Origin of the sequence: Bariatricus sp. TF06-38A (genome assembly GCF_027690675.1) — a bacterium.
Taxonomy (GTDB): Bacteria; Bacillota; Clostridia; order Lachnospirales; family Lachnospiraceae; genus Allocoprococcus; species Allocoprococcus comes.
In genome coordinates this window covers 44,946-52,646 of sequence record NZ_JAQFCE010000024.1, presented here as the reverse complement: position 1 = coordinate 52,646, position 7,701 = coordinate 44,946, and the positions used below count along the sequence as shown (strand labels likewise).

Genomic DNA, 7,701 nt, shown 5'->3' with positions numbered 1-7,701 from the left:
CCCGAGGTGGAAACGCCAGAGGCTTACCTATCGCTATTTTCACTGCCGGACGACTTCGACAAGATACTGTCGGTTATGCGTTCCCGTGGGGTATCGGTAAGCATCATCTTACAGAACTTGGCACAGCTTAAAGCCTTGTTTGAAAAACAGTGGGAGAGCATTGTGGGTAACTGCGATGAATTTCTTTACCTTGGTGGAAATGAGCAGTCAACCCATAAATATGTGTCGGAGCTGTTGGGCAAGGAAACCATTGATACCAACACGTTCGGAAAGAGTACCGGAAGAAGCGGTAATTATTCCACCAACTATCAGATTAGCGGCAGAGAGTTACTTACCCCTGATGAGGTGCGTATGCTCGATAATCAGTACGCTATTTTATTTATCCGTGGGGAAAGACCCATTATGGATTTCAAATATGACATTATGAAACACCCGAATGTGGCACTTACCACAGATGGAAAGGCAAGTCCTTATAAGCACGGAGAAGTCACAAAAGATATTGCTTCGATTGCTATTTGGGACATTGACCCTGCAACACTTCCTGAAAAGGAAATGGAAGAAACGAACTGGGAACTTCTTTCCGATGAGGAGATGGAAGCTCTGTTCATAAACAATCAAACAAATTAAATTTTGGAGGTATTCAACTATGACTATTTTTAAGAAAAAAGCAACTGACACTCAGGAAACAAAGAAACTGCCTATGACCGGAAAGGTTAGGAAAGGCTTCCGTGCTTATTGCACAATGGTCATTGTCGGTGCGTTGGCACTTGGAATGACAACGACTGCATTTGCAGCGAATGACCCGCTTACCGTAGTCAACAATCTGTCTGACTTTATCTTCGGACTTATCCGTGCCATCGGTATGATTTTGCTTGGCTTTGGTATCGTGCAGGTCGGTCTTTCGCTCAAATCTCACGACCCTTCTCAGAGAGCTAATGGATTCCTGACTCTTGCAGGCGGTGTCATTATCACTTTTGCGAAAGAAATCCTTACTCTTATCACAGGCTAAGATAAGAGTTACACAGTTATCGAGGGGTGTGCCAAGTTAAGGTACACCCCTTAATTGTAAGGAGGTGCTTTGAATGAGTGATAACTGGGTAGTTCAAAATCTTGAAAATGCCCTTGAAACTTGGAATGAAAAACTGTCGGAAATATGGACACTTATCACAACTACACCGCAGAACTTTAAGGGCGGGAATATCTGGAAGGTTATCGTTGACATCAATGGTGCAGTTCAGGCTATCGGGCTTGCCTTGCTCGTATTGTTTTTCGTGATAGGTATGGTAAAGACCTGCGGCAGCTTTACAGATGTGAAGAAACCGGAACACGCTTTAAAACTCTTTGTCCGTTTTGCATTGGCGAAAGGTGTTATCACATACGGAATGGAACTTATGCTTGCACTATTTAATATCGTGCAGGGTACGATTTCAACTATTATGAATGCTGCCGGATTTGGAACTCCGGAACAGACGACTTTACCCGCAGAGATGGTAACGACCATAGAGGACTGCGGATTTTTCGAGAGTATTCCCTTGTGGGCGGTAACGCTTATCGGAGGATTATTTATCACAGTGCTTTCGTTCATTCTGATAATGACGGTGTACGGAAGATTTTTCAAGTTGTATATGTACACAGCACTTGCACCGATACCGCTTTCCACATTTGCAGGAGAACCGACACAGAATGTAGGCAAGAGTTTTATCAAGAGCTACTGTGCAGTTCTGCTTGAAGGGGCAGTTATTGTACTTGCTTGTATCATTTTCTCCGTATTTGCTTCATCGCCGCCAGTGGTTAATCCTGATGCAGCAGCAGTTACGCAGGTGTGGGCATATATCGGGGAACTGGTATTTAATATGCTTGTTCTTGTCGGTGCAGTGAAAATGTCTGACCGTATTATCCGAGAGATGATGGGACTTTAAGGAGAGATTTTGAGATGAACCAAAGAGATTGTAAGAAATGTGTTTACTATGGCGGTAAACGGAAAGGCAAAGTCTTTTGCCTGAATGATAAATGCGTGAGGGAGAAAGACCGAAACCGCAGGAAAGGAAACAGATATGGAAGTAAAAATTAACCGAGAAATCAGAAATTATACAGAGTCAATGTTTTTTGGACTGTCGCTCAGACAGTTCATTTTTTCTGTTCTTGCTTGTGGCGTTGCGGTAGGACTGTATTTCTTGCTCAGACCGTATGTTGGCACGGAAACCGTATCGTGGGTGTGCATTTTGGGTGCTGCCCCGTTTGCGGCACTTGGATTTGTGAAGTATAACGGTATGACCGCAGAGAAAGCAATTTATGCGTGGATAAAGTCAGAGTTTTTAATGCCGAAGAAGCTGGTGTTTCATTCTACCAATGTGTATTACGAACTGATGAAGCCAAGCATTGAACAGAAACAGAAGGAGGTATTGAAGTCAAATGATTAAGACTCTTACGAACCTGTTTAAGCAGGATAAAGAAAAATTTGTTGTACCGAAAGGGGTGCAGGATGTGATTCCCGTAGCAGCTATCTTTGATGATGGCATTTTCAAAGTGGGAAAGGATAAATATTCAAAGACCTACCGCTTTACAGATATTAACTATGCAGTGGCGAGCCGTGAGGATAAGGAAGCGATGTTCCTTGAATATTCCGAACTTTTGAACTCTCTTGACAGTGGTGCGACGACAAAAATCACAATCAATAACCGTCGGCTCAACAGACTGGATTTTGAGCAGACAATCCTTATTCCGACAACCGGAGATAATCTGGACGAGTATCGAGAGGAATATAACAAAATGCTTCTTGATAAGGCAACGGGTGCAAACTCCATTGTTCAGGATAAGTATATTACCATTTCCATCAACAAAAAGAGTGTGGAGGATGCAAGAACTTATTTTGCCCGTGTCGGTGCAGATTTGATTGCTCATTTCGGCAGGCTCGGAAGTAAATGTGTGGAACTGGAAACAGACGAAAGACTTCGTATTTTCCACGACTTCTATCGTGTGGGAGAAGAAAGCTCTTTCCACTTTGATATTAAGGAAACAAGAAAAAAGGGACACGATTTTAAGGATTATATCTGCCCCGACACAATGGAATTTGAAAAGGACTATTTCAAGATGGGAAACCGTTATGGAAGAGTCCTTTTTCTTCGTGAATATGCGTCCTATATCAAAGACAGTATGGTAGCGGAACTTACGGATATGAACAGAAATCTGATGATGTCTATTGATATTGTTCCTGTTCCGACTGATGAAGCAGTAAAGGAAGCAGAAAACCGTCTGCTTGGTGTGGAAACCAATATTACAAACTGGCAGCGTAGGCAGAATGCCAATAATAACTTCTCTGCCACCGTTCCGTATGATATGGAGCAGCAGAAGAAAGAAATGAAAGAGTTCCTCGATGACCTTACGACCCGTGACCAGAGAATGATGTTCGCTGTTATCACAATGGTTATTACGGCAGACAGTAAGGAACAGCTTGAGAATGATACGGAAGCGTTGCTTACCACAGCAAGAAAACATCTTTGCCAGTTTGCAACACTGAGATTTCAGCAGATAGATGGACTCAATACGGTAATGCCGTTTGGAACAAGAAAGATTGATGCGTTCAGAACACTTACAACAGAGAGCCTTTCGGTATTTATCCCATTCAGGGTGCAGGATATTTTCCACGAGAACGGTATCTATTACGGTCAGAATGTTATCAGCAAAAATATGATTATCGCAGACCGCAAGCAGCTTTTGAATGGTAACTCCTTTATTCTCGGTGTATCTGGTGGCGGTAAGTCATTTGCGGCAAAGGGAGAAATCATCAATCAGGTGCTTTCTTCAGATGCGGATATTATCATCATCGACCCTGAGCGAGAGTATTCACAGCTTGTCAATGCAATGGGCGGAGAGGTAATCAATATTTCTGCTACTTCCGACAATCACATCAATGCAATGGATATGAATAAGGATTACGGCGACGGTGCAAACCCTGTCATTTTGAAATCCGAGTTTATTATGTCCCTTTGTGAACAGCTTATCGGAGGAACAAATCTCGGAGCGAAGCAGAAGTCTATCATTGACCGTTGCACGGCAAGCGTGTATCGCAGTTATCAGCAGAATGACTATCAGGGACATATACCGACCTTGCAGGATTTCAGGGCAGAACTTTTGCAGCAGGACGAACCGGAAGCAAAGGAACTGGCACTTGCCATTGAACTTTTCACACACGGTTCTCTGAATACCTTTGCAAAGCAGACGAATGTGGATACTAATAATCGCCTTATCTGCTATGACATTCTTGACTTGGGTAAACAGCTTATGCCGATTGGTATGCTTGTCGTCCTCGACTCTATCCTGAACCGTATCACACAGAACCGTGCAAAGGGTAAGAATACCTTTATCTTCATTGATGAGATTTATCTTCTGTTCCAGCACGAATACTCTGCAAACTTCCTCTTTACCTTGTGGAAGCGTGTGAGAAAATATGGGGCATACGCAAGTGGAATCACTCAGAATGTCGATGACCTTTTGCAGAGCCACACAGCGAGAACAATGCTTGCAAACTCAGAGTTCATCATTATGCTGAATCAGGCTTCCACAGACAGGCTTGAGCTTGCAAAACTTCTGAATATTTCCGACCTCCAGATGTCCTATATCACGAACGTGGAAGCAGGACACGGACTTATCAAGGTGGGAAGCTCGCTTGTACCGTTTGCAAACAAATTCCCTAAGAACACGAAACTTTATAAACTGATGACGACCAAGCCGGGCGAAGCGTAAGGAGGGATTTACAATGTCTAAGATTCAATTTCGCAATGCTGCACACAGAGATTTTGTATTGGAAAATCTGGATAAGTGCAAAGTCAACGACTGCTATCACAGAGCATTTTTCTATGTGATGGGTATTTCAGAAGAAACAAGAATGAACATCGGAAAGATGTTTGATTTTAAGAGGGATTGCATCATACCGGAAGGTATGCACGGCGGTTGGCAGACAAGTGGCACAGTCAAGGTCTGCCACCTTGCCTTTAATCTCTGGAATGGATTTACGGAAGAAGGCAGGGAAAATCTCTATACACCGGAGGAACTGTTCTGTTGCGGATATGCTCCGTATTTTATGGAGGGTATCAAGTTGAGGTATCCGGAGTATTGCAGAGATTTGACTCCACCTAAGAGAAATGATATGGAAAGGTAAGAGAAAATGAGCAGAAAAATCTATATTATTATTGCGATGGTGTTTACGGTAGTGTTGTCTGTAAGCACCTTCTTTATTATCCGTAATCACATTGACTCTGCCAAGCAGAATGAAGTCTATGATAACCTTGCGGAGATTGTGGAGGACGAGCCGCCAAAGGAAAATGAGGGCGTGACGTTTTCGGAAGATAAGGACTATCTTGCGGAATATCTTGAACTCTATCGGCAGAATGAGGATATGGTGGGTTGGATAAAGGTTGAGGATACCAATATCAACTATCCGGTCGTGCAGTCTGTAAATGAGCCAAACTTCTACCTGAAGCACAAGTTTGATAAGACCTATTCCGCTTATGGCTGTCCATATGTGCAGGAAAATTGCGATGTGCAGAAACCTTCAGACAACATCATTATTTACGGACACCACATGAATGACGGTTCTATGTTTACGGGACTGATGAAGTACAGAAACAAGAGCTTTTGGGAAGAACATAAGGCTATTACTTTTGATACACTGACGGACAGACACCAGTATGAAGTGATTGCAGTCTTTAAGACGGTTGTTTATACAAATAGCTCCGACAGCTTTAAGTATTATGAGTTTACGGATGCAGAAAATCCGGCAGAGTTTGATGCGTATGTTGCTAAGTGCAAGGAACTTTCTTTGTATGATACCGGAGTATCGGCAGAATATGGCGACAAGCTGATTTCTCTTTCTACTTGTGAATGTTCAAGAAACAATGGCAGGCTTGTTGTTGTCGCTAAGAGAGTGGATTAAACCCCACTCTCTATTATTTTTCGAGAAAGGAGGAAACCGATGGCTGATATAAAAACAAGAGATACAAGCAAAGGTACAATCAAGACCATAAATAAGGCAGCAGTTGCCACGGAGCGAATGAAGAAAGCCTATGTGATGACGAAAGATAAGGCAGAACATTCCACCAATGCTTCGGAAAATTCCGCAGAGGAATATGCTTCCGATAAAATCGAAGCGGCAACGGATAGGACTGTTCACGAAACAGCATACCGTGCGGATAAAGTCGGCAGATGGGGTGTGCGTGAAACAAGACAGAATTATCAGAAAGCCAAAACGGGAATTGAGAATTTCAAGACCAAGCGTGCAGAGAAGCAGCTTCAAAAACAATCGGTCAATCCTGTCGGAAAACAGAGCATCCGAACTCTGGAGCGTACAGAGAAAACAATTAAACAGTCTGCAAGGTCGGCAGGAAATACGACAGTCAAGACCGTATCGAAAGGTGCAACCAATACTGTTCAGAGGTCGGTCAAGACCGCAGAACAAACGGCAAAGACTTCTATTAAGACCACAAAAGAAGCTGCCATTATAGCACAGAAAACAGCAAAAATAACAGCCAAAGCAACACAGAAAGCGGCTCAGACGGCAAAGAAAGCGGCGAAAGCCACAGCAGATACCGTCAAAGCGACAGCGAAAGCTACTGTTGCGACAGTCAAAGCGATTATTGCAGGGACAAAAGCACTTGTAGCAGCAATCGCCGCAGGAGGTTGGATAGCGGTGTTGATTATTATGATTGTCGTGTTGTTCGGTGCTGCCGTAGCAATGTTCGGTGGAGGAAGTGACAGTAACTCCTATACTCCGGTAAGTGCAGAGGTAGAAGCCTATGAACCCATCATACAGAAGTATGCCAAAGAGTACGGCATTCCTGAGTATGTAGAACTTATCAAGGCGGTTATGATGCAGGAAAGCGGCGGCAGAGGACTTGACCCTATGCAGGCAGCAGAAGGAAGTTTCAATACGAAGTATCCGCACGAACCTAATGGAATTAAAGACCCTGAATATTCTATCCAATGTGGTGTTCAGGAATTGAAAGCGGCTCTTACCTCGGCAGAGGTGGAAAGCCCGATAGATATGGAGCATATCAAACTTGCCCTGCAAGGCTACAACTTTGGTAATGGGTATATTTCTTGGGCAAAAACCAATTATGGTGGATATTCCTATGCCAATGCAGTAGAATTTTCGACAATGCAGGCTTCCAGACTTGGGTGGAGCAGTTATGGAGATACGCAGTATGTCGCTCACGTTCTGAGGTACTATCCGTATGGGCGAGCCTTTACTGCCGGAGGTAATCAGGCGATTGTTGAGGTTGCCTTGACGCAGGTAGGCAATCAGGGCGGACAACCTTACTGGAGCTGGTATGGCTTTAACAGCCGAGTGGAATGGTGTGCCTGCTTCGTATCTTGGTGTGCTGACCAATGCGGATATATTGAAAGTGGACTTGTTCCGAAATTTGCAGGTTGTGTGGACGGTGCAAACTGGTTTAAGTCAAATGGAAAATGGCAAGACCGCACTTATGAACCAAAGGCAGGAGATATTATCTTCTTCGATTGGGAAGGCGACGGTACAACAGACCACGTTGGTATCGTAGAGAAGTGTGAGAACGGCACAGTTTATACCGTAGAGGGTAACTCAGGCGACGCCTGCAAGCAAAGACAGTACGCAGTCGGAAGTAGCAATATCTATGGATACGGTATTCCGGCGTATTAAAAATTCCAGACGGTGTCTGGAAAATC

The 7,701-nt window shown here is 43.8% G+C and carries 8 protein-coding genes; all 8 read left to right on the top strand.

What is annotated here, in order from left to right; genetic code table 11:
- Window positions 1-627 (top strand): type IV secretory system conjugative DNA transfer family protein (locus PG418_RS15325; protein WP_498837643.1); only part of this gene is annotated, 627 nt, incomplete at its 5' end.
- A 19-nt stretch (window positions 628-646) separates the two neighbouring features.
- On the top strand, window positions 647-1,009 hold the full coding sequence (locus PG418_RS15320) for a glutamyl-tRNA amidotransferase (RefSeq protein WP_270750861.1): 363 nt from the start codon (window positions 647-649) through the stop codon (window positions 1,007-1,009).
- 73 nt (window positions 1,010-1,082) lie between these two features.
- Window positions 1,083-1,919: a VirB6/TrbL-like conjugal transfer protein, CD1112 family gene (locus PG418_RS15315; protein WP_002594677.1), complete on the top strand. Its 837-nt coding sequence runs from the start codon at window positions 1,083-1,085 to the stop codon at window positions 1,917-1,919.
- A 135-nt stretch (window positions 1,920-2,054) separates the two neighbouring features.
- Window positions 2,055-2,420 carry a PrgI family protein gene (locus PG418_RS15310; protein ID WP_023920514.1) on the top strand — a complete coding sequence of 122 codons (366 nt, stop codon included), beginning with the start codon at window positions 2,055-2,057 and terminating at the stop codon, window positions 2,418-2,420.
- Window positions 2,413-4,743 (top strand): VirB4-like conjugal transfer ATPase, CD1110 family, encoded by a 2,331-nt coding sequence (locus tag PG418_RS15305; protein ID WP_498837642.1) that lies wholly within the window; start codon window positions 2,413-2,415, stop codon window positions 4,741-4,743. The genes PG418_RS15310 and PG418_RS15305 overlap by 8 nt, the downstream gene beginning before the upstream one ends.
- A 13-nt stretch (window positions 4,744-4,756) precedes the next feature.
- Window positions 4,757-5,158 carry a DUF6075 family protein gene (locus PG418_RS15300; protein ID WP_002594682.1) on the top strand — a complete coding sequence of 134 codons (402 nt, stop codon included), beginning with the start codon at window positions 4,757-4,759 and terminating at the stop codon, window positions 5,156-5,158.
- Between the two features lie 6 nt (window positions 5,159-5,164).
- Window positions 5,165-5,932 carry a class B sortase gene (gene srtB / locus PG418_RS15295; RefSeq protein ID WP_498837641.1) on the top strand — a complete coding sequence of 256 codons (768 nt, stop codon included), beginning with the start codon at window positions 5,165-5,167 and terminating at the stop codon, window positions 5,930-5,932.
- 39 nt (window positions 5,933-5,971) lie between these two features.
- Window positions 5,972-7,675, top strand: a complete 1,704-nt coding sequence (locus PG418_RS15290; RefSeq protein ID WP_498837640.1) for a lysozyme family protein — start codon at window positions 5,972-5,974, stop codon at window positions 7,673-7,675.
- The last annotated feature ends 26 nt before the right edge of the window (window positions 7,676-7,701 follow it).